This window comes from Sporosarcina sp. SG10008 (assembly GCF_044569405.1).
Taxonomy (GTDB): Bacteria; Bacillota; Bacilli; order Bacillales_A; family Planococcaceae; genus Sporosarcina; species Sporosarcina psychrophila.
On sequence record NZ_CP172607.1, the window covers coordinates 2,692,179 to 2,713,849 of the forward strand.

Genomic DNA, 21,671 nt, shown 5'->3' on the forward strand with positions numbered 1-21,671 from the left:
TTTGCATTTAAATGGTTATTCAGTGTAAACGTGAATAACATCATCAACCGTGATTAATGTTTCAGCTACAGGTAACTGGTATTTCACTTGTTCCCCGGAACCGTGCCATTCGATACGATACGTATACAATTGGCTAGTGATTTTCCCTTTTGTCATTCCTGTCAGATCCGGGACCCGATGTGTTAATGAATCGCCCCATCTATATTCTTTTTCAATTTGCCCTTCCCTACTCGTAATGCCAGCTAGCGGGGCAATTTCTTCAATGATTCGACCTACTATAGGCGCTGCTATGACGCCTCCGAACTGAATGGAGTTTTTCGGACTATCAATTGCAATATAGACGAGTAACTCGGGATCATCTGCTGGTGCAAACCCGATAAACGAAACGATATAATCACCGTCTTTATAAACACCATCGACAACCTTTTGTGCGGTACCAGTCTTTCCGCCAACACGCAGTCCATCTGTAAACGCATTACGGCCCGAACCATTTGCAACAACCGATTCTAGCGCTTCCCTTACTTGCTTAGATGTTTCCTCACTGATTACCTGTCGCTGCATTTCCGGACCAAATGATTGAAGTGTCTTTCCCTTATCATCTGTAATTTCCTTCACGATATACGGACGATAAAGATAACCGCCATTTATCGCTGCTGCAACTGCTTGAACTTGCTGAATCGGTGTCACTGAAATCCCTTGACCAAATGCGGTTGTCGCTTGTTCGACAGGTCCAAAGTTTTTTTCAGAAAAAAGAATCCCTTTTGATTCGCCTGCAATTCCTGATCCTGTTGATTCTCCAAAACCGAAGTCCTTGATATATTTGCTTAACTTTTTCGGCCCTAATCGCTGCCCGATTTCAACAAATCCCGGGTTGCATGAATTTTCAACGACTTCGAGAAAAGTCTGATCCTTATGTCCTTCTCTTTTCCAACAACGTAATCTAGCTTTTCCAATCATTACATAACCTGGATCATAAAAATGCTCTTTATGAAGATCAATGACCTTTTCTTCAAGTCCCGCGGCAAGCGTTAGAATTTTGAATGTCGAACCCGGCTCGAAAGTCATCCAAACAGGTAAGTTACGATTGTAAATGCTTGGGTCTACGTTTTGATATTCCGCAGGGTGAAAAGTCGGTGCGGAGGCAATCGACAGCAATTCGCCTGTTTTAGGGTTCATGACAATCGCCAGTGCTTGAGTGGCATCATACTTTTCCATCGCCTGCAACATTTCACGCTCAACAATCTCCTGCATACGTAAATCGATTGTCAACTCAACAGACGCACCTTTGTCCCCGGTTTTAAAACCGTCGTCCACATGCGGAAGCGGAATTCCTTTAGCATCCGTATATAATCGAATCCTATCGCCCGTTCCTTTTAGAATTTCATCGTATGCGTATTCAATGCCTGCCAATCCATTACCATCATAACCCGTAAAACCTACCAATCTTGATAGTAGCTCTCCGTTCGGATAATGCCTTGCGAAATCAACGCCTGTATATAATCCATCTATTTGCAGGAGGGCTATTTCATCCGCCTGCTCTTTGGTAATATTTTTTCCTTCAGGCGCTATTTTAACCATAACTTCTCTTTTTGCCATTTTCTCTTCTAGCTTGGCTGCATCTACATTTAGAATACTTGCAAGCGCAGTCGCTGCACTTTTCACTTCTCGATTTTGAGATGGCATGAAATAAAGTGTCGGCGCCAATCTATTGCCGACAATCAAATCCCCATTTCGATCAACAATATCCCCGCGTACTCCACCGAATGGGATTTCACGATCCCAGTTCGCTTCCGCGCGACCTTTCAGCAATTCATGGTCAATGATTTGTACATGGAATAACTTTGCAACGACCATCCCTAGACAGATTAGAAATATGACAAATACTGCTCGTAACCTTTTTTTAGATTGCAATTGTATAAACGTCCGCAGCGGTTACACACCTCTCGTTTTTCTATCAACGTATGATGTGACATGGACGGCTATTCGTTAGCCACCTACAACGTCCTCTTCCTCGGTGTCTTCCTCTACGGGTTTATAGATTTCTGATGGCGACTGCAACTTAATGACAACTGGCTCTTCTAGCCCGATTACAGACCCTTTTGACAGGCTTTGCTCAGTTACATAGCCATCTCCGTTAAGCCGTAAATCAAGCCCAGATAACATTTTATACGAAAGCACCATTTTTTTCGACCATCCAGTAAAGTCAGGCAATGCGGTTACACCTTTTGTATGCAATAGGACGACCGAGCCTTCTACGAGTTTCGTACCGGCATATGGATATTGTATATCGATTTCCCCACCCTCACCAATGATTTCAGGGACAAAGCCGTCTTCTTGCAATTTTACAATTGCATCTGCCGAATCTTTCCCTGTGTAGTCACTAATGACAGTCGGCTCAACTATGTCTTCTCCACTCGGCACAATATTCATATAGCGCAAACTGTTATCCATAATAGAGGTGAACAGTTTCGAAACCGGATCAGAACCGATTTCTCCTGCTTTCAGCTTCGGCTGCTGGACAATCACATATGTTAGTAACTGGGGATCTTCTGCAGGTGCCATACCGAGAAATGAGTACAAATAATTTCCGTGTCCAGCTAAATAGCCATTACCCGATGGATTCGGAATTTCGGCAGTACCTGTTTTACCGCCTACTGTATAGCCATTAAGAGCAAATTTTTTACCGGTTCCATACTTAGAGGTAACTGTCGAAGCAAGTAATTCCCTTACTTCTTTTGCTGTTTTGGCTGAAACTGGTCTTCCTTGTTCCTCCGGCTTCTGATCTTTTATGATTTTCCCCGTATTCGGATCGGTAATTTTATCGATCACATAAGGTTTCATCATGACACCATCATTAGCGATTGCTGTTGCTGCTTGCATCATCTGCATTAGCGTGACCGTTGATCCTTGGCCAAAAGCAGTTGTCAATCTTTCGATTGGATACGTATCTAAAATTCTTCCTGGTGCTTCATTCGGTAAATCAATTCCAGTCTTTTCTCCAAATCCAAACTTCCGTAAATACTCAATATATGTTTTATCACCCATCCGTTCCAGTAAATAAGCCATCGAGACGTTCGAAGACCTTTGGAAACCTTCAAGGAATGAAATGTAGCCCCAGCCTGTAATATTATGGTCGCGTATTGTTCGATCATAAAGTGTATACTGTCCCGATTTAAAGAAGTCGGTTGGAACCCACTTTTTTTCTTCAATCGCCGCAGCAACTGTAAACATTTTAGTCGTAGAGCCCGGTTCGATTGTCGTTTCTACAGCCTGATTCAACCAGTTCTCCGTAAGCCCTTCACGGGTAGATGGGTGAAATGCAGGACGCTGACTCATTGCTAATATTTTGCCCGTTTTTGGATCCGCTACTACAGCGAGTATTTTTTTGGGTGAATATTCGCTTTCAACACGATTCATTGCATCTTCCATGAAGTTTTGAATAGTCTTGTCGAGAGTCAACTGAATTTCATAACCGTCTTTGGCAGCGACAATTGCTTCTTCTGCTTTCGGTAACATGAAACCGAAGCCATCTGATTTGAAATCTACTTTGCCGTCAGTGCCATTTAACTCTTTATTATAGGTTTTCTCCAAACCCATTTTCCCAACAGTAGTTACATTTCTTTCACTATCTTCTTCTTTCATCGCAAAGCCAATTAAATACGATGCAAAAACGCCATTCGGATAATATCTTGTTTGGTCTTCAATGAAAAGGAGTCCAGGTAGTTTCTGCTTTTTAATCGCCATAACCGTTTCGTGATTAATATCACGGCCAGCCTTCCCGAATTCCACTTGATATGTTTCTGCTTTCACATTTGTCAGGCGAGATACAATTGCATCTTTTTCAAGTGGTAAATATTCGGCAAGTACTTCTGCAGTTTTTTCAATATCAGTGATATGCAACGGTTTTTTCGAGCCTTTGCTTGCATCTTTACTCAATACGGCAATGAGCCGGTAACTCAACGTATCGGAAGCGATTAGCTCTCCGTTACGATCGACAATCGTCCCCCGATCCGCTTTCAATACCGATTCTCTTGCGTATTTCGACTCTGCAAGCGTCGCCATCACTTTTCCTTCCGCTTGTCCTGTTGCTTGAATGAATAATATTCTTCCAAACAAAAGGAAAAAGAGCCCTCCGTATACCAAAAACATCAGAAAGGCTCCCCATTGGAATCGAAACTTTTTTTTCATTGTCCAGGCACAACCTTTACGTTGTTCTCGTTTGGATTCAGGCCAAGTTCCTTCGCTTTCTTCCATATCCGATCATATGTAGACTTTTCTTTCACTTGGATGGACAATTCCATATTTTGTTTTGTTGTTTCTGAAACATCCTTTCCAAGCAACTGCACTTCCCTGTTTGTATCATTAATTTGTGCTTGTGTATGTAAAATCATTGTTGAGAATAGGACAAGGATTGTTGCAAACAGCACGAACAGGAATTTCTCCCCGGCAGAAAAGACTTTTCGAGAAGGTCGTATTTGAGGCTGTTTTCTTGGAACTACTGGTGTTTCAAGTTCACGTATAGCTGACGTCTGGAATTTTCTTTGTTCTAATGCCATTCACACATTTCCCCTTTCACTTCTTTTCAACGATTCTGAGTTTAGCGGATCTTGCCCGCTTATTCTCTTCTATCTCTTTTTCACCGGGAACAATTGGTTTTCGAGTCACTAGCTTCAATATAGGCTCCATGCCTTCCGGTATTACTGGCAAGTTCGGTGGAAGATCCGGTAAAGAGGATGCTTCTTTAAATATCGTTTTACATAGCCTGTCCTCTAATGAATGGAATGTAATGACGCTAATACGTCCTCCAGGATTAAGCAATGTAATCGCATCCGTTAAAGAGTCCTCAGCTGCACCAAGTTCATCGTTCACAGCGATTCGAATTGCTTGGAATACTCTTTTCGCGGGATGCCCGCCCGTCCGTCTTGTTGCCGCTGGGATGCTTAGCTTGATCAGTTCAGCAAGTTCAGCAGTGGTTTCGATTGGAGATTGCTGTCTTGCTTCTTCAACTTTACGCGCAACTCTTTTCGAGAACTTTTCTTCGCCATAACGGAAAAAGATGCGTACCAAATCTTCATACGGCCAGTCATTCACAACATCATGTGCGGTTAATAGCGCATCCGTATCCATGCGCATGTCAAGTGGCGCATCCAAATTATAGCTAAATCCTCGTTCAGCTGTATCAAGCTGTGGTGATGAAACACCTAAGTCATAAAGAATACCATCTACTGCAGAAATCCCTATTTTCTCCAATTCAGATTTCAAGTTTCTGAAATTCGAATGGACAAACGTTACTTGAGGGAGATAATCCTTCAATCTCTCTTTTGCAACTTCAATCGCAGTTATATCTTGATCAAAGCAGATAAGTCTGCCCTCTGGCGATAATTTCTTAGCAATTTCTATACTGTGACCGGCTCCACCTAAAGTGCAATCGACATAGATGCCATCATTTTTTATATTTAGGCCTTCGACGGCTTCATAAAGTAAAACTGTTGTATGGTTAAAAATCGGAACCGCCCACTTTCAAAAATTCATTTTGTTTAAAAATCAAAGTCAATAATGTTTTCTGCAATTTCATTGAACGATTGTTCAGATTCATCATAATAGGCATCCCACAATGCTTTAGACCAGATTTCAATACGGCCTGAAACTCCAATTACGACACAATCTTTTTCAACCTTTGCATATTGGAGTAATGATGCCGGAATATTGATGCGACCTTGCTTGTCCAGTTCAACCTCCGTTGCCCCAGAAAAGAAAAATCTTGCAAATGCACGAGCATCTTTTTTCGTCACGGGTAAAGCCTTAAGCTTTTCCTCGAGACGCTTCCATTCATCCATCGGGTAACCGAAGAGACAATTGTCCAGGCCGCGAGTCAATACAAAGCCCTCACCTAAATGTTCCCGAAATTTCGAAGGAACAATCAAGCGACCTTTCATATCGACAGTATGCTGATATTCGCCCATGAACATACTCTTCACCCCACTATATGAAGTTAATGTACCACATCCCCCCACATTCCTCCACCTGTTTCCTAACATTTATGCTCTTTTAACGTGAAAATGTGTCAATAGTACTTGTTTCAGTGAGATTTTTCTGAATATAAAGAAAGACACCCTCGCAGCACGAACTGTGCTTGCAAGAGTGTCTTTCTAGTTCACCACTTATAAATAGATGATTTTGTGGGTCCCGTCCATTACAAATGGTAATCCTAAAATATCCCGGATAAGGGTTGGTCCATAACTATTCAAATAAGTGTACGGAGTGTAAAGTCGTTCTTGCAACACACCTTCTGGAAACAATTCCCCTTCCAGTATGCCAAATGTGCGAAGTTCAGCGTCATGCTTCAACAATACTGCTTCTTCCGCTTTTCCTTTAAGATAATCCAACTGCTTTGTATGGAAACGAAGATTTTTTTCGAGCAATTCTTGCATCATAGGTCCTTGTTGCTCAGTAAATTCAGCAATTTTTTCATACTGCTGACCCAATATCTTCTCCGTTTCATCCACAACCGAATCGAAACGTTCATCCTGTAACCCACTAGCGAATTGCTCCCGCGCAGTAAATACCGCTCCCGACATGACATCATCAAACGTGAAGTTTTTTTCGTCTAATGCATGCTTCACTTGTGGAGTTACCAATGTCATGGACATTCTCGGTACAATAATCGGCATTTTCATATCTAGATGATGGAACGCCTCTTTCAAGACTGCCCAATAAGCAATTTCTCCAGGCCCTCCAACGAATGCAAGTACCGGGAAGACCATGTCTTGCATCAGCGGTCTTGTCGCGACATTATTACTCAATAGCCAAGGTTCTTCTTGAGCGATTCTAAGCATCTCGGCTTTCGAAAACCGGAGGCCTGAGCTTTCATTGACAAAAAAACCATCTTTTCTTGAAAGTAGAACTCGACCCGTGTCATGAATGTAGAAGAGATTCGCCGCATCCAATTCAGCACCCATCGGAGAACCAAAACCTTTTTCTGCAAACAATTCTTCTTTTTTCGAAATGACTTCAGCAAGCTGCTCAGATTCTTCAATTAGATGAACAAAATAGGATTTTTCTAGCTCCCGTAACTGTTTGGATGCTGAATCTATGAACAATAGACCTTCTTCTTTGAAAAGACCGTTCATGAGCCTAACAAAAAACTGTGTAAACGACTTTTCATGCTCCACCGCACCAAGGACTTCATCCAACAAGTCTTTTGTATATGCCGTTTCACCAAACTTGCCAAAAATGTCTTTCACTAACGATTTCATCACCTGTTTGTCATACTGCGCATCGGATGCCATCAGCTTCAGTATGAAGTTCCCACGGTATTGATGTTTCGTTGCGCGGCCTTCCATTTCCGTATAGACGTGATTAATTTCATTCAAGTCATGATCCTCACCTGCGACCCAAAACACTGGAACAACAGGCACACCAAGTTTCTCCCTTTGCCTTTTCGCAAGTAAGATAACTGATATTGCTTTGTGAACAGAGTATAAGGGTCCCGTTAAAATACCCGCTTGCTGTCCTCCAACTACGGCAACTGCATTTTCCGCAAGTTCTTCAATATGCGTATTAGCATTCGCTGATATTCCAAAGGGTTCCATGAATGAACGGATTGTTTCTGCAAGCTGACGCCTTTCAAACGTACGACCTGCGAGTTCCTTTAGCCTAGCGGGATAAGAGCTTTCTTCATTTTCATAATCAAAAAAAGTATGTAGAAATTCTTTATCGTTATTGTACGATTGCATCACTTTATTTTTTTCTTGTAATGCTAATGATTCTAATTCCATTATTCATGCCCCTTTGTAACTATCGGTATGAACAGAGTATAACATTTCAAGCTACAGGATTGAAAAATATACGCTTACACAATAAACACCGATACCTATCTTACATATTCGACGATCTTCATTACCATACCGGTAATGAAAAGAATGACATAGGCGGCCAATAAAACGAGAAAGTAAAATCGCCATGTTTTTCGCAAGAGCCGAGCAATTTGGAATTCCTTCACTTTGCTGCGCTCAATGAAGGCATAGACAATCGCAATGATGATTGCAATCCCTATTATGTAAACCCATATTCCTTGTCCAAATATCGCTTGTGATACGACATAGACCGCTATAAATAGCAACGGAGTCGTGACGTCCGCGGCAAGCCCAAGGATGGACGCTGGAGCTTTACCCATCTTCCGCATAACAACCATGAAGGCAATCGTCACAATGAACGGAAACAAAATGATCATCCCTAGAAAAGCAGCAACCACTTCATTCATAGCTTCGCCCCTTTCCACTCAACGGCAAACAACATCTGTTCATATGTCGTAAGAAACGGTAACGACTTGTTACGTCCATTTGCTTTTCGAATTACAGCAGTAACAATCGTCTCGATTTCCATCGGTCGGCCAGCCAAACGATCCACTAGCATCGACGAGCGATTGCGTGCAGTTTTTCTACAGACATCCGCTACGTCTTCGTACGAGAGAATCGACTGCATTTCTGGAAACGCATCTAGCAGTTCTTCATACAAGGCATTGAAAAGTGTGAGGCAATAATCGTTTGTAAGCAACTCACCATTCTCCACCTTGAGAATGGCTGTCAATGGATTGATCATGCAATTAATCAGTACTTTTCGCAGAAGGATCTGTTCCGCATCTGAATGACGGCTTATTGGAAATATGTCCGAATGTACCTGTCCAATTAAATCGAATAGGCTGTCGTCACCGTGGGCAGTTGCAATTGTTACCATCCCGACCCCATTATGTGAGACAGTACGGTCATCTATCCGGCGCGCTCCATGCTCGACAGTCGCAAATGCAACATGCGGAAATTCACAACTCTTCACCAATTCCAAATGCCCGATGCCATTCTGGACGAACAGGACAGGATTGATTATATGTGTTTCCTGCATTTCTGAAAGGAGATCACGGAGACCTGCATATTTGACCGCCACAACCCAAAGCGCGGTAGCCGATAGATTTCGGATATCCGTCGTCGCATGCACACGCAATACGTCTGTAGTATTGTCTTGATTAATGCGTTGAATTCCTTTTGCTCGAATTAGTTCAGCTTGCTCTTCTCTTCTCACGTAGAACGTCACGTCTATTCCAGCCTCGGACAAAAATGACCCAAGCAGTAGTCCAATTGAGCCTGCACCAGCAATGATTACCTCCATACGTTATCCCTCCTTTCAAATGAAAAGCGCAAAGCGCCGTTCAGCCCCGACAGGCATAAGATGTTTGCGAGGAGGCGCACTTCAGCCACCACAGCAAAACGATTTATGACCCAAGGGGATGGCGCCTGGAGCTAGACACTGTTCCGTATCAAAAACCGTACACTTATTTTTCTTTAATTGAAAAGGCCCACCTGAACTTCAGTGGACCTTTTTTGTTCTATACTCGATTATACAGGATAAACTGGATGTTTTCTTGGTGGTTGTGGAACATCTTTTGTACTGTAGAAACGATATCTATCCGCAAGCACACCTCTTAAGCTTGATGGTGCTACAATTTCATCAATAATCAGTTCAGATGCCATCTTATAAATATCAATTTCTTCTTTGTATTCCTTATGTTTTTCCTGAACAAACGCAATCCGCTCTTTTGGATCTTCAATCGCTTCGATTTTATTCGAATAGACTGCATTTACTGCTGCTTCAGGTCCCATAACCGCAATTTGAGCAGTCGGTAACGCGATACAGACATCCGGCTCAAACGCTGGACCTGCCATCGCGTACAGTCCAGCTCCATAAGCTTTCCGGACAATAACTGATATTTTCGGAACAGTCGCTGAACTCATCGCCATAATTAATTTCGCGCCGTGGCGAATAATTCCTGCACGCTCAACTTTCGTTCCAATCATAAAGCCCGGAACGTCGGCAAGGAATAGCAGAGGAATAGAGAATGCATCACAAAGATTAATGAATTTCGTTGCTTTGTCTGCAGAATCCACAAACAAAACTCCACCTTTTACTTTCGGTTGATTGGCAATGATACCAACCGGTTGTCCTTCGATTCTAGCCAAACCTGTAATAATTTCACCGGCAAATAATTTCTTAACGTCAAAGTAACTGCCCTCATCAATTAATGCGTCAATCGCTTCATACATATCAAATGGCGCGTTTTGGTTTTCCGGAATGATTGCTTCAAGCGTTCGGCCTACTTTCGCCTCCACCGTTTCTTTTAAAGCGGGTTTTTCTGTAAAGTTCGCAGGGAAATATGCTAGATAACGACGCGCTTCCGCAATCGCTTCTTCTTCATTCGCCGCAAGGACATCGCCGCAACCACTCACTGAACAATGCATGCGGGCACCGCCCATTTCTTCCAGTGTTACTTTTTCACCGATTACTTTTTCGGCCATACGCGGTGAACCTAAATACATCGACGCATTGCCCTCTACCATAATAACGATATCGCAAAATGCGGGTATGTACGCACCACCTGCAGCGGAAGGACCGAATAGAACACAAATTTGCGGGATGAAACCCGATAACCTCACTTGATTGTGGAATATCTTCCCTGCACCGCGACGGTTTGGGAACATGTCAAGCTGATCTGTAATACGAGCTCCCGCTGAATCGACAAGATATAGCATTGGTACACGGTTCTTCTCTGCAATTTCCTGAATACGAATAATCTTCTCAACCGTACGGGCTCCCCATGACCCTGCCTTCACCGTTGAATCATTCGCCATCACACAAACCGTCTGGCCGTTCACTTTCCCCATCGCCGTAACGACACCATCCGCCGGTAAATCCCCTGCTTCACAATTGGCAAACCTACCGTCTTCTGTATATTCCCCGTCATCGAAAAGAAGTTCCAATCGATCTCGGACGAAAAGTTTGTTCTGCTCTTTCAACTTTTCGTGATATTTTGGATGGCCCCCTGCAAAAATCCCTTGCAATTTCGCTTCAAGTTTTTCATTGTAAGCCGTCTGTTGTGTTATTTTAGTCATTTATAAAACCCCTTTCATCAACCATTTTCCCGCATTCCCTTATGTCTAGCTCCAGCGGCCAGATGCTCGGGTCATAAGCCAGCCCAACTACGCGACAAAGAACACCGCTTCGCCGTTCCGTCTTATGCCTGTCGCGGGCCTACAGGATGTAGGTCACGCAGCCGTCGCCACACGATGTGGCGAATTTAGGCTGTGTTCATTGAAGGCCGCCTCCACTTTTCTATGTGTCTAGACTCCAGCGCCTACCAAGGCGCTTACGCTTTTCTAGATTTCGATTGTAGCTAGAACGTCTTCTTCGTTAACGAAATCGCCGACTTGTACATTAATCGTTGCTACTTTTCCAGCCGATTCCGCTTCAACCGGAATTTCCATTTTCATCGATTCGAGTACGATGATAACTTGTCCCGCTGTTACTTCTTCCCCTACCGCTGCGTTCACTGTAAACACTGTACCTGCCATCGTTGCTTTTAATGCTGTCATTTTATTGTTTCCTCCTTTTGTTTTGCGCTCCATGTGTTTAAAACCGCTGTCGAATAGTCACCTGTAAGGAATTCCTCGGATTTCAGAAAATTATTGAATAGCGGTATATTCGTTTTCAAACCTTCAATTTCTACTTTTGAAAGGAAAGCTGCCGATTTTTGAATCGCTTCTTCCCGAGTTGTTGCGTGGACAATTACTTTTGAGATGAGTGGATCATAGAAAGGCGTCACTTTCCCACCCTCAACATATCCTGAGTCAATACGGATTCCCGTAGTATCTCCCCAATCAAGTTTATTAATTGTCCCCGGTGATGGCAAGAATTTAACCGGATCTTCCGCGTAAATACGGAATTCAATTGCATGGCCTGTCGACTTGATGCTCGTTTGGTCTATCACAGGAAGCTTATTGCCGTTCGCAATTTCAAGTTGCCATTCGACAAGGTCAAACCCAGTCACTTCTTCAGTCACCGGATGTTCAACTTGAAGTCTAGTATTCATTTCCAAAAAGTAGTGTTCATTATTTTCATCGACAATAAATTCGACCGTTCCTGCATTTTTATAAGAAACCGCTTTTGCTGCATCAACTGCCGCTTTATAAAGACGATGGCGCGCTTCTTCCGGCAAGTGTGGTGAAGGTGATTCCTCAATCACTTTTTGGTTACGTCGTTGTACCGAACAATTACGTTCAAACAAATGGACAACATTTCCGAAGTTGTCTCCGAAAATCTGCACCTCGATATGACGGGCATTCGTTATGAATTTTTCAAGGAAAACAACATCATCCCCAAAATATGCTTTCGCTCGATTCTTTACGGATTGGAATTGTTGACTGAGCGCTTGCTCATCTTCACAACGAATCATACCGATCCCACCGCCGCCAGCACTCGCTTTCAGCATGATCGGATAACCGATCTCAACTGCTGCACGCACGGCATCTTCCAAAGAAGTAATTCCTTCATCAGTTCCAGGTACGACCGGCACCCCTGCCGCTTTCATCGTTACACGTGAACCGATTTTGTCACCCATCTTATCAATTGTATCTGCATCAGGCCCGATGAATTGGATTCCCGCAGCTTGTACTTTACGTACAAATTCTGCATTTTCAGAAAGAAGCCCGTACCCCGGATGAATGCCATCTACTCCCGCACGAACCGCAATTTCGATTATATCATCCGCTTTTAAATAGGATTGTTGAACTTGTGCAGGTCCTAGCAAGAACGCCTCGTCCGCTTCTTTCACGAACGGCATGTCCGCGTCTGCTTCAGAATAGACAGCGACAGTGGCAATACCTAGACGTTTACAAGTCTTTATGATTCTAAGAGCGATTTCCCCACGATTCGCAATCAGTATTTTATCCATATTAATCCCCCAAACAATTTGATGTGTATTTCTCCATCCCTCTCTAGTTTATACGATGAATGAAAGCGATTTCAACCTTTGTCTGAAAAAAACATCTTTTCATGCCATTTCAACTAGTCAATTTCCGGAAGTTTTAACTTCAAAATGGTTTTGTGCGATTAAAAAGTCGTGGCGGTCATAATACGGCTGATGCCAAGCATAATAGGGCTCATGCCGGTCATAATCGTACCCGAGGCGAGCATAACTGGCCCCATGCCGGTCATAACAAGATGGACGGTCTCATTCAAAGCAAAAAACGCCTTATAACTAAGGGACAATACTTAAACTTATTTAATTCAATTAAAAAACCGTTGCACATGCGTAGGACATGTACAGCGGTCTTTGAAACAATTTATTTTTTCGATAAAAACTGCGCCACTTCTTCATGGTGTGCATCACTTCCCCAAAGAATTGAACATTGACGCGACTCTTCAATCATTCGGTCACGAATAAAATCAGCTGTCCATTTCCGAATAGCAATCGTTTTATACGCTCGATGGACAGCCGGATGATGCGCGGACATTTTGGCAAGAAACCGTTGAAGCCCGTTTTCAGCAGTGCCCTCATAAGTTTCAGTTGCCCAACCCGCTTCAAACATTTCATCAGCCGTATGCACCCCAGCTTCAGACAGTAGGCGCAACACACGGTCATGCTTGCCATCTTTTTCAAATAGCAGCGTAGCACCGCCCCAACCCGTAGTAATAGCAAGTGTCCCTTGAATGAAACCAGCCTTTGCTGTGGATGACATGACCCTGTAATCACAAGCAGTAGCAATTTCACAACCACCACCTACGGCAGCACCATTGATGAGCGCAATGACAGGCATCGGTAGCGTAGCAACCCGGTATAATAGGCCCGCCATTCTGCTTAGCATTGGATATGCCTCATCGGCCGTACGTAAGGCATGAAATTCAGATAAATCTCCACCCGAACAGAATGCCCGATCTCCCGCACCCGTAATGACGGCATATGCGACTTCTTCATTATTTTCAATACGATTTAGAAATTGTTCGAGGCCATCCATAACCGTATAGTTAATGGCGTTGCGCATTTCAGGACGGTCAATTGTAAAAGTAGCAATTCCATTTTCGATAGCAATTGTGTAAGACATGTCCATTCCCCCCAATTGTATATATTAAGTTGAAATAAAGATTTCCTTCAAATCCGCTTCGGCGCTCCGGGGTGTCTTCCGCTTTTCTTACTGTCTAGCTTCAGGCGTCAGCCCCTCGAGTCGCTTCAGTCCTTAGGATAAAGGCAAAGAACGCCTTTTCCCAGAGGACTTCCAGCGCTTGTCGGCGCTAAATGACGCCTTCCGCTTTTCTTGTTGTCCAGCTACAGCGGCCAGATGCTCGGGTCATAAGCCGGCCCGGCTGCGCGGCAAAGGACACGCCGCTTCGCCGATCCGTCTTATGCCTGTCGCATCTAAGCGGCCGCTTCCGCTTTTCTTGGGTATAGAAAAAAGGCCACCGTGAGCCATGGTCTCACGGTAGCCTTCATAGGCAAATCTTACTTATTCGCCTACAACTTCTTTTCCTTTGTAATGACCGCATGATTTACAAATGCGGTGAGCCAATTTGATTTCGCCACAGTTAGTACAAGTAGTCATTCCCGGTACTTGCAATTTATAATGCGTACGGCGCTTGTTTTTAACTGTTTTGGATGTTCTTCTTTTTGGTACAGCCATCTGGGGCACCTCCTTACGTTCGCCTATTCGTCCTTGGATTCAAAGAACTTTGCCAAATCGGCAAGTCTAGGATCCACTTTCGTTTCCAGTTCCTTACGGAGCCTGGCATTGTACACCTCGTCAGTCGCGTATGACCAGCCTTTTCCTTCAGCCTCTTGCATATCATCAGCATTTTCGCTGAAAATTTGAAGCGGCACTTCAAGGAGGACGAGCTCCTCAAATACAGGGGTCGGATCGACTACCTCACCCACAACAGGATGAATTTCATCATCTGATGCGAGAACTTCTTCATCCCAGCTGAACTGTTCGTCAGCTTCGATTACGAATGGTAATTCGACGTCTTCCCATGTTCGTGAACAGGGTAATGTCAACGTACCTTCGAGCCGGAATCGGCATATCAATTTCTTGGAGCTGATTGTACAACTTCCGGTCACTCGGACAGGCGTAATATTCCGGATTTCCGGATTCCGTTTTTTCACGGATTCAAGGTCGACAGCTTCGTCAAGCGGCATCGCACCTTGTCTGTATCTCTGCAATTGATGGATTGACCATTTCATGTCTATCACCTCAAGACAACAATGTTGATTATATAATGGGCGAAAAGGGATGTCAAGATATTTTCTTGTCACTTCGTCAGCCGCATAGGTATAATTAATATTCATTGTAGCAAAGGAGTGTCGAATTTGAAAGCTTCAGGAATTATCGTCGAATATAACCCGTTTCACAACGGGCATCTTTATCACGCGATACAAGCAAAAATAACAACTGGTGCGGATGTTGTAATTGCCGTCATGAGCGGTAATTTCCTACAACGGGGGGAACCTGCATTTGTTGATAAATGGTCCCGGGCGAACATGGCCTTGAAAAACGGTGTGGACATCGTTTTGGAGCTTCCTTATGCATTCGCGACATCTAATGCCCCATCCTTCGCCAGAGGTGCTATTCAGCTACTGGACGCTGCTCAGTGCAGTGCTTTCTGCTTCGGTAGCGAAGATGGTGAAGTTAACTCTTTCGAAAGAAGTCTTCTTCTTCTCCAACAAGCCGGCGACAATTATGAACAAACTGTGAAAGATGCTGTCAGCCGGGGACTCAGTTATCCAAAAGCGTTGAATGAGGCTTACACCATGGCCGCCAATTCCTCAACAATCGAAGGACCACTTGCTGATCTCTCGAAACCGAACAACATTTTAGGTTTTCATTATATGGAAGCTGCTAGGAATATTGACTCCGAAATGAAAGCCGTCACAATTCCACGCATTGTCGCCCAGTATCACGACGATGCTGTAGCAGGTAACCCAATTGCAAGTGCAACCGGCATCAGAAAATCCTTTTTTGAATCAGAGATGCTCGGGACGATTACAGACTTCATGCCAGATACAGCACTCGAACTTCTACACGACTGGCAAGCGGAAAATCAATCTTTTGGAAACTGGCCGACTTTCTATCCCCAGCTCCGTTTCACAATTTTACGGGAAGGACCAAAACGACTTGCGATGATTGCAGACGTAACGGAAGGAATTGAGAATCTGTTGTACCGCGCGGCAGCCGATAACGGCACGTTTGAAGGCTTCATGAAGGACGTGAAATCAAAAAGGTACACTTGGACCCGACTTCAGCGCATGCTTACTCATATATTTACCGGGTTTACGTACGATATACGGAGCAGTATGAAAACTCCTTCCTATCTACGATTACTTGGAATGACATCTGCCGGAAGATTATATTTGAATGAACATAAAAAAAGGCTGAAGCTTCCTCTAATTAGCAAAGCAGCCGCCTTTTCAAATCCTTCACTTGATTTCGATATCCACGCAGCGGATATGTACGCACTCGGTATCGGAAACGGCACTTCTAGTTCCCGAATCGGTGTTGATTACAATACACACCCAATTATCATTCAGTGAAGATGTTAGTTTGAGATAAAGATTCCGTTCAACTCCGCTTCGGTGCTCGGGGATGGCTTCGGCTACCCCTGTAAGGCGCCTTCGCTAAATTTACATGGCAGTTACTGGCACCACACACTGCATAGAAAAGACCACACCAAACAACTTACTTCTTTTCCAACGTCGCTAAATAATCAAGTGCATCATCTACAGTTTCCACCGGCACGATTTTCATTTTCGTGCCGATTTTCTCTGCCATCTTTACAGCTTCTTCGTAATTAGTCAGTATTCCAGGATTTGCCGCCCTTACTTCATCAGGTAAATCATCTGCTGGTGCGAAGAATATTTCCACGTCTTGGCGAGAAGCAGCAATCACTTTAAAGTCCGCGCCCCCAATTCTTCCGACGGTTCCATCCTCCAACATTTCTCCAGTTCCAGCAATGTTATATCCTTTTGTGAGGTCTTCATCAAGCAACTGGTTCATAATTTCAAGTGTGAACATCAGACCCGCAGATGGTCCACCTATATTCGATGTTTTGAAATCGACTTCTGGATCAGTCGTGAGTGTTCGATCCTCTTCAAAACGTACGCCAAGTCCTGCCCGTCCATCACTATCAGGTATCTCTTTCAAGACAAGTGTTACATCGAGCTTCTTGTCATCCCTATCCAAAGAAATCTTTACTTCATCACCCAATTTCTTATCTCCAATAAGCGTAAAGAATTGTCCTGATTCTTTCAACTCCACACCGTCAACCACACGAATCTTGTCTCCAAGTTCCAAGATACCGTCGGCCGCGCCTCCTTCGAGGACCATCATGACAAATACACCATCGTACTGGATATCAACAGGAATACCCGCTTTTTCAAATGCAACTGTAATTGCATTGAACTGTGAACCAGTCATGAGTTTCTTCTGTCGGATATTATATTCCTTGTCATTTTCTCCATCTCTTCTTACATTTTCAGCAGGGAGAAGCTTCTTCTTATCGGTGAATTTCGATAAAACATAAGAAGCTGGTGTCGCTTTTGAAACGGAAATCGTCATAAGACTGAATGTCCCAATATCGTTGTTATCTCCGCCTACCACTTCAACGAGTGGATCCAAGTCATAAGCTCCTCCTGGCTGCGATATATAAGAATCGAGCGGGTAAATGAACAAAATGGCTATGATAACAAGCAAAACACCTATCATACTGAATCGTTTCTTTCTCATTTTAGGACCACCTCCGTTAATAGCCTGTACTTTCTTTACATATATATAAGTGTAGCACCAAAAAAAGACTGACAAAAGATTTATATCTAATTTTTTCGTCATGCTTGGAAATCGAAAGGAGCCGAGTGCGTGGTCAACGGAATACATGCACGCCTTTATCATATGATAAATCTTTCAGTCGTTTGGGGACTTATCATTCTGTTCATTTTACAGCCAAGCGTTGCACATGCCGGAGCCGAAGCGGGCGCACAGTTATTTATCCATGCACTGCTTCCTTATTTACTGCCCTATATCATATTGACACAATGGCTTTTAAAAATGCCCAATCGTACACAGAAAGTACCGAAGTGGAGGCGTTTTTTGAAAGCATATGTACTCGGATCATTTGGCGGATTCCCGGTCGGTGCCGTAACAGTAACCGAAATGATGAAAAACGGTGAATTATCTCAGAAGCAAAGCGGTCTACTTCTAGCTGCATGCCATGCACCCGGGCCGATGTTTATCATCGGCTTCGTTGGAACAGAACTATTCGGAAATGTAAGTTCAGGGTGGAAGTTACTTGCGGCCATCCACATCGCGAATATTTTATTCTTTTTACTTGCAGTAGCTTTTCTGCACCGCGAAAGCGAAATAGAAACACCTCTTTCACAACCTCAAAAGAAAGTAAAAGGGGTGCCACTTCTAGACGCTATCAAGGAAAGTTCGACAATCATTATTCTTGTCGCAACCACGGTCATTTTCTTTTCCTCTCTCGGAACCGTGCTGTCAACAGTTTTCACTTCGGCATTCACTGTGGAGATGGGGATTTCGAAAACAATTGCCTTAGCCATTTTCGAAATGACATCAGGTGTTCAATCAGCAACAGATCACTTTTACGGCTTGTCGTTTTTCCCTTTTCTTATCGCTGCAATCATTTCCATGAACGGATTGAGTATCCATATGCAAGTTTTTGTCATCGCAAAGACCTGCAAAATCTCGATGACCCCTTACGTAATCGGACGAATTTGGAGCATCATTGTCGTTCCGGTAATCTTCTACCTTATTTATTAATATAAAATGGTTATGATGAAAGTTTAATTTCATCATAACCATTTAACAATCATCGAGTTTGATATTTCTTTTTCAACGCCTCTTCAACTTGCATTGGCACAAGTCCTGAGATTTCACCGCTGTACTTTGCCACTTCTTTGACAATACTCGAACTGAGGAACGAATACTGATTGTTCGTCATGATGAAAAATGTCTCGATACTCTCATCGAGAAACCTGTTCATAGACGTAATTTGCATTTCATACTCAAAATCGGAAACGGCACGCAATCCGCGAACAATTACAGATGCCCCTACACTCTTGGCATAATCAACAAGCAATCCAGAAGACGACTCCACTTTCACATTCGGAAACACAGACGTCACCTCTTCAATAAGCGCCATACGCTCTTCGACAGTAAACAGTGAGTTTTTTGAGGAGTTATTCATCACAGCAACTCTGACGTCACCGAAAACCCTCGCTGCTCTCTTGATAATATCTAAATGCCCATTCGTTAACGGGTCAAAACTTCCGGGCACAACTGCAATTTTCGACATTATTGAAACCTCATTTCTCATAAATAGATACAGCGCTATTTCCATACACTGAACTTTTTATCTTATTATAACTGCCGTACGCTTCTGGTAATTCCAATTGCTTTTCATGCTCACAAACGATGACAGCGTTTTCAGTCAGAAGGTCTGCTTCTACAAATTCAAGTGCCAAATTATAAAATGCTGTTTCCGCATATGGGGGATCGATAAAAAGAAGTTTTGCTTTCTTCCCTTCCGCTTGCAAAACTTTAACCGCATTTCTAGCATCCGCACGCTTGATATGTAATTCTTCCGTAAATCGGCATTTTTCCGCGTTCGCTTTAATAATCGCACACGCTTTCACATTTTTTTCAAATAGGAATGCCTCATCGATTCCTCTTGATAAAGCTTCAAGGGAAAGAGATCCGCTGCCCCCAAACAATTCTACGGCAATTCCACCATCAAAGTAAGGCCCGATTATATTGAATACGGACTCTTTCACTTTATCCGATGTCGGGCGTGTATCCGTTCCCTGTAAAGATTTCAAGGGAATACCTTTTCTAGTTCCTGCAACAACTCTCACTTGTCGCCCTCCTCTACCAGTGTTGACATTCTGATGATATCAATCGTATCTGCCGTTTTCTCGACACTTAATAGGAACAACCGTTTAAACCAACTCTCTTCAAAATATAAATCACCTTCCAGTACTTCGAATGGCATAGTTACAACATCGTATTTTTGTTCATTATAGACATAGAATAGTTCTTTCCTAGGAAATCTAAATTTCCTGATGCCATTTTCAATGTAAATGGACCGCGCATTCGTCTTGATGGTATAGCCCGCAAGGTTTAAAATTCTCTTCGCTGGATACAGGGTCTTTCCATCCTTCAATAGAATTCGAATATCTGTAGTGCTAGTGCCATCAAATTTGATTTCCCGTGGATCTTCGATAAGAAACGGGTGAGCAGTTGTATCATCATGAATATTTTTCGTAAAGTAAGATGTCTTAAAGCCTGTTATCTCTCCGGCTATCGCGTCCAAAACAGATGCATTAAGCTCTTGCCCTGTCATATTATTCAACACTTTTTTGAATTTCCCAAGTTCCTCTACTGTAATTGATTCAGTAAGGACTTGATAAGCTTTACGTGATTTCCCGAGTCCTGTTGGCGTTTCTCCTAGAATCGAAGCTACCAGTTCGGCCGTCATGCGTTCGTTTTCGGGTATTGTAAAACGCGCATACATACTTTCCCTTAGCAATCGAACCGATACTTTATCCACATCCGCATTTTTTGAAACGATAAACCGGGTAGCATTAACAGCCTGACGTGTATCATCAATTACAATCGTTGAATGATTGGCATCAATTGCTTTAAGTACGTTACCCACTTCCCCAAGTTGCTCAGTATTGCCGCTTTCCCCAAATACCGAGAGCCTATCCCCAGCATAGAGCACAGGCAAATTATTCCGCTGCCAATAAAGTTCCTTGACTTCTCCCTTGCCACGGAATAATGAATAATTGATGTTCGTCATTTTTTTAGTACCCACTCGCTCCAAACCATTTACCCATAATCCACCAACCCCTGTTTCATCAGTCATATGGAATAATGTGTACGAGGCAGAAGAAGCATGTAGTGTAGCGAACGGTTCGTTGAATAGAGCTGTTTGTTTTAGAGGTCCTTTTTTGGGTATTTCATACGAAATGGATTGTCGTCCATTCTCCCCTTCAAGAAAAGCGATAGAATTCTCATCCATTCGATTGCAGGATGTTGCGTCCGCAAGATAACAAGATCGATTGGTGCTGGCTTTTGGCCAAACAATTTCATACCGCATGTCCAATAAGCCACTGAAATGCTGGCGGATATGAAGAGCATCGGGACGATTTACCACTTCAATCTCTTGGGTGAACTTTACAACGCTAGGCTCTTTACTGTCTGCGCCTACCGCTTGATAATAATGCATATAAATTAGAAGACCGTTCACAATCAGTAAAAGAAACATAGTCCTTACGATAAATTTCAAATCCTACACCCCCGAGGACGAATTGATGAATGCACCTTGGCGCTCACAATGGTATGATAAGTCTAGATTTACGTATTTAGAAAGGTAGTGTTATGTATGATATTAAATCAACGATTCATAGAGCTTGGCGAAGGATATGGAGATGTTTATGAACTATGCGAATTAATCAAGTCGAATAGCGACCGCCTGCATAGGACGTTCATCTTATCCTCAGAAACACCTCCAGGTCATGCACTGTCACTCGCGGCAGCCTTCGAACCCGCAAATGACGGTAAGTTCATGCCTATTTACATTTGCCGGGAAGGAATTATCCAGCAGAATACCATCAAATCAAAAAGAAGGCTACTTTTTGAGGAAACAGCAGAGAAAGTTGGGAGCACGCCAGCAGTTATCGAGTTGAAAAACTCTTCAGTATTTGCGGAAACTGAGTTGTTTTATCAATACACAATTGGTATTCTGCGTATCAACAAGCTGCTCCCTCCATTAAGATAGTT

Annotated in this window: 21 protein-coding genes; 3 read left to right on the forward strand and 18 right to left on the reverse strand. The window is 43.2% G+C overall.

The features are described 5' to 3' along the window. Positions 1-15: 15 nt before the first annotated feature. The 14 genes from ACGLYD_RS12980 to ACGLYD_RS13045 all read right to left on the reverse strand — a co-directional run bounded on the left by ACGLYD_RS12980 (position 16) and on the right by ACGLYD_RS13045 (position 15,058). Positions 16-1,854 (reverse strand): penicillin-binding transpeptidase domain-containing protein, encoded by a 1,839-nt coding sequence (locus ACGLYD_RS12980; RefSeq protein ID WP_082786648.1) that lies wholly within the window; start codon positions 1,852-1,854, stop codon positions 16-18. A 132-nt stretch (positions 1,855-1,986) separates the two neighbouring features. Then, complete coding sequence (locus ACGLYD_RS12985; protein WP_354312422.1) at positions 1,987-4,188, reverse strand: penicillin-binding protein; 2,202 nt, start codon at positions 4,186-4,188, stop codon at positions 1,987-1,989. Then, positions 4,185-4,556 (reverse strand): cell division protein FtsL, encoded by a 372-nt coding sequence (gene ftsL / locus ACGLYD_RS12990; protein WP_067211479.1) that lies wholly within the window; start codon positions 4,554-4,556, stop codon positions 4,185-4,187. Before ftsL ends, ACGLYD_RS12985 begins: the two co-directional genes overlap by 4 nt. A 16-nt stretch (positions 4,557-4,572) precedes the next feature. Next, positions 4,573-5,505, reverse strand: a complete 933-nt coding sequence (gene rsmH, locus ACGLYD_RS12995) for a 16S rRNA (cytosine(1402)-N(4))-methyltransferase RsmH (RefSeq protein ID WP_067211480.1) — start codon at positions 5,503-5,505, stop codon at positions 4,573-4,575. A gap of 32 nt (positions 5,506-5,537) precedes the next feature. Further along, positions 5,538-5,969, reverse strand: a complete 432-nt coding sequence (mraZ, locus tag ACGLYD_RS13000; protein WP_067211481.1) for a division/cell wall cluster transcriptional repressor MraZ — start codon at positions 5,967-5,969, stop codon at positions 5,538-5,540. A 192-nt stretch (positions 5,970-6,161) separates the two neighbouring features. After that, positions 6,162-7,778, reverse strand: coding sequence for a bacillithiol biosynthesis cysteine-adding enzyme BshC (bshC, locus tag ACGLYD_RS13005; RefSeq protein ID WP_187045446.1), 1,617 nt, complete (start codon positions 7,776-7,778; stop codon positions 6,162-6,164). A gap of 95 nt (positions 7,779-7,873) precedes the next feature. Continuing rightward, on the reverse strand, positions 7,874-8,263 hold the full coding sequence (locus ACGLYD_RS13010) for a DUF3397 domain-containing protein (protein ID WP_187045447.1): 390 nt from the start codon (positions 8,261-8,263) through the stop codon (positions 7,874-7,876). Then, positions 8,260-9,162 carry a ketopantoate reductase family protein gene (locus ACGLYD_RS13015; protein ID WP_399628316.1) on the reverse strand — a complete coding sequence of 301 codons (903 nt, stop codon included), beginning with the start codon at positions 9,160-9,162 and terminating at the stop codon, positions 8,260-8,262. Before ACGLYD_RS13015 ends, ACGLYD_RS13010 begins: the two co-directional genes overlap by 4 nt. A 227-nt stretch (positions 9,163-9,389) precedes the next feature. After that, entirely contained in the window at positions 9,390-10,940 is a 1,551-nt protein-coding gene (locus ACGLYD_RS13020) for an acyl-CoA carboxylase subunit beta (protein WP_338655785.1), read from the reverse strand. Between the two features lie 264 nt (positions 10,941-11,204). Continuing rightward, positions 11,205-11,420: a biotin/lipoyl-binding carrier protein gene (locus ACGLYD_RS13025; RefSeq protein WP_067211496.1), complete on the reverse strand. Its 216-nt coding sequence runs from the start codon at positions 11,418-11,420 to the stop codon at positions 11,205-11,207. Next, positions 11,417-12,778 (reverse strand): acetyl/propionyl/methylcrotonyl-CoA carboxylase subunit alpha, encoded by a 1,362-nt coding sequence (locus ACGLYD_RS13030; protein ID WP_187045450.1) that lies wholly within the window; start codon positions 12,776-12,778, stop codon positions 11,417-11,419. The genes ACGLYD_RS13025 and ACGLYD_RS13030 overlap by 4 nt, the downstream gene beginning before the upstream one ends. 391 nt (positions 12,779-13,169) lie before the next feature. Continuing rightward, complete coding sequence (locus ACGLYD_RS13035; protein ID WP_187045451.1) at positions 13,170-13,928, reverse strand: enoyl-CoA hydratase/isomerase family protein; 759 nt, start codon at positions 13,926-13,928, stop codon at positions 13,170-13,172. 399 nt (positions 13,929-14,327) lie between these two features. Then, a complete protein-coding gene (rpmF, locus tag ACGLYD_RS13040; protein ID WP_067211505.1) occupies positions 14,328-14,501 on the reverse strand; it encodes a 50S ribosomal protein L32 in 174 nt (57 codons plus the stop codon). 23 nt (positions 14,502-14,524) lie between these two features. Next, positions 14,525-15,058 (reverse strand): DUF177 domain-containing protein, encoded by a 534-nt coding sequence (locus tag ACGLYD_RS13045; protein ID WP_067211507.1) that lies wholly within the window; start codon positions 15,056-15,058, stop codon positions 14,525-14,527. Positions 15,059-15,175: 117 nt separating this feature from the next. Between ACGLYD_RS13045 and ACGLYD_RS13050 the strand changes: the two genes are divergently transcribed. Then, a complete protein-coding gene (locus ACGLYD_RS13050) occupies positions 15,176-16,405 on the forward strand; it encodes a nucleotidyltransferase (RefSeq protein WP_399628322.1) in 1,230 nt (409 codons plus the stop codon). A 145-nt stretch (positions 16,406-16,550) separates the two neighbouring features. Here the strand turns inward: ACGLYD_RS13050 and ACGLYD_RS13055 are convergent, their stop codons facing one another. Further along, positions 16,551-17,597: a SepM family pheromone-processing serine protease gene (locus tag ACGLYD_RS13055; protein WP_399628325.1), complete on the reverse strand. Its 1,047-nt coding sequence runs from the start codon at positions 17,595-17,597 to the stop codon at positions 16,551-16,553. Between the two features lie 129 nt (positions 17,598-17,726). Here ACGLYD_RS13055 and ACGLYD_RS13060 point away from each other — a divergent pair, with 129 nt between their 5' ends. Continuing rightward, the gene (locus ACGLYD_RS13060) at positions 17,727-18,647 is read left to right on the forward strand and encodes a hypothetical protein (RefSeq protein ID WP_399628327.1); all 921 of its coding nucleotides are present in this window, start codon (positions 17,727-17,729) and stop codon (positions 18,645-18,647) included. Positions 18,648-18,696: 49 nt separating this feature from the next. On the opposite strand, the gene coaD is transcribed toward ACGLYD_RS13060, so the two are convergent. The 3 genes from coaD to ACGLYD_RS13075 are packed head-to-tail and all read right to left on the reverse strand — an operon-like array spanning position 18,697 to position 21,177. Beyond that, positions 18,697-19,182 carry a pantetheine-phosphate adenylyltransferase gene (gene coaD / locus ACGLYD_RS13065; RefSeq protein ID WP_067211517.1) on the reverse strand — a complete coding sequence of 162 codons (486 nt, stop codon included), beginning with the start codon at positions 19,180-19,182 and terminating at the stop codon, positions 18,697-18,699. A 10-nt stretch (positions 19,183-19,192) separates the two neighbouring features. After that, positions 19,193-19,741 carry a 16S rRNA (guanine(966)-N(2))-methyltransferase RsmD gene (gene rsmD, locus ACGLYD_RS13070; protein ID WP_338655773.1) on the reverse strand — a complete coding sequence of 183 codons (549 nt, stop codon included), beginning with the start codon at positions 19,739-19,741 and terminating at the stop codon, positions 19,193-19,195. Further along, positions 19,738-21,177 carry a hypothetical protein gene (locus tag ACGLYD_RS13075; RefSeq protein WP_399628330.1) on the reverse strand — a complete coding sequence of 480 codons (1,440 nt, stop codon included), beginning with the start codon at positions 21,175-21,177 and terminating at the stop codon, positions 19,738-19,740. Before ACGLYD_RS13075 ends, rsmD begins: the two co-directional genes overlap by 4 nt. Before the next feature lie 96 nt (positions 21,178-21,273). Between ACGLYD_RS13075 and ACGLYD_RS13080 the strand changes: the two genes are divergently transcribed. Next, on the forward strand, positions 21,274-21,669 hold the full coding sequence (locus ACGLYD_RS13080; RefSeq protein ID WP_399628333.1) for a methylthioribose kinase: 396 nt from the start codon (positions 21,274-21,276) through the stop codon (positions 21,667-21,669). Positions 21,670-21,671: the final 2 nt, after the last annotated feature.